This is a genomic window from Methylobacterium isbiliense, assembly GCF_022179325.1.
Taxonomy (GTDB): domain Bacteria; phylum Pseudomonadota; class Alphaproteobacteria; order Rhizobiales; family Beijerinckiaceae; genus Methylobacterium; species Methylobacterium isbiliense.
This window is the reverse complement of sequence record NZ_BPQQ01000124.1, coordinates 1-1,283: the sequence shown is the minus strand read 5'-3', so window position 1 is coordinate 1,283 and position 1,283 is coordinate 1. Positions and strand designations below refer to the sequence as shown.

Below are 1,283 nucleotides of genomic sequence, written 5' to 3'. Positions count from 1 at the left end.
TGATCAGCCCCCACGGGGTGGCCCGAGTGGAATGTTAGTGGACCGTTGGCCGGTCCACCACGGGTAGCTTGGCCGGCGGAGCCGGGCGGGCGAGCGCAGCCGGCCAAGCGGTCAAGGCGGGCACGAACACCTCCGGGGCCGGCGGGCGATAGCCCAGGGAGGCGTGCGGCCGCACCCCGTTGTAGTGTCTCTTCCAGCTTTCGATCAGGATCTGCGCCTCTCGCAGCGAGTAGAAGATCTCCCCGTTCAGCAACTCGTCCCGCAGTCTCGCGTTGAAGCTCTCGATGTAGCCGTTCTCCCACGGCGAGCCCGGGGTGATGTAGGCAGTTTTTGCGCCCATGGCGGTGATCCACTTCTGCACAGATGTGGCGATGAACTCCGGCCCATTGTCTGAACGAACATGCGCGGGCACGCCCCGCAGGATGAACAAGTCCGAGAGCACGTCGATCACGTCCGCCGCCTTGAGCTTGCGCGCCACCCGGATGGCCAGACACTCGCGGGTGAACTCGTCGATGACGTTCAGCATGCGGAACTTGCGCCCGTCATGCGTGCGCGCCTCGACGAAATCATACGACCAGACGTGATCGCGGTGCTCGGGCCGCAGCCGCAGGCACGAGCCGTCCCCATCCCACAGCCGGCCCTTCTTGGGCTGACGGGCCGGCACCTTCAGCCCCTCCTGCCGCCACAGCCGCTCCACCCGCTTGTCGTTGACCCACCAGCCGGTCGTCCGCAGCAGCGCGGCGATCTTGCGGTAGCCGTAGCGGCCATAGCGGCGCGCCAACGCGATCAGATCGGCGAGCAGTGCTGCCTCGTCGTCTCTCCCCCGCGGCACCTTGCGCTGTGTCGAGCGATGCTGCCCGAGTGCGCGACAGGCGCGCCGCTCGGAGACCCTCAGCACGGTCCGAACATGCTCGATGCAGGCGCGCCGGCGCGCGGGGCTCAGAAGTTTCCCCGGGCCGCCTCCTGCAGGATCAGCTTGTCGAGCGTGAGGTCCGCGATCGCCTTGCGCAGGCGCTGGTTCTCGGTCTCCAGTTCCTTCATCCGGCGCACCTGGTCGGACTTCAGCCCACCGAACTCCTTGCGCCAACGATAGTAGGTGACCTCGGTCACGCCGATGGCGCGGATCGCATCAGCCACGCTCTGCCCCTGCGAGACCAGCACGTCCACCTGCCGCAGCTTGGCCACGACCTCCTCCGGCCTGTGCTTCTTCGTTCCCATCGCGTCCGTCCTCCGTTGGCTCAAAGCCATACTTCAGGGCGGACCACTCCGATGGGGGCTGACCA

At 67.1% G+C, this 1,283-nt stretch carries 1 protein-coding gene; it reads right to left on the bottom strand.

Annotation, left to right across the window (positions count from 1 at the left end; genetic code table 11):
• Positions 1–34: 34 nt before the first annotated feature.
• Positions 35–1,218 (bottom strand): IS3 family transposase gene (locus MFF61_RS32625; protein WP_238241854.1). Its coding sequence is split into 2 segments (ribosomal slippage): positions 35–954 and positions 954–1,218, totalling 1,185 coding nucleotides; the frame shifts between segments, so codons are not numbered across the junction.
• Between the last annotated feature and the right edge of the window lie 65 nt (positions 1,219–1,283).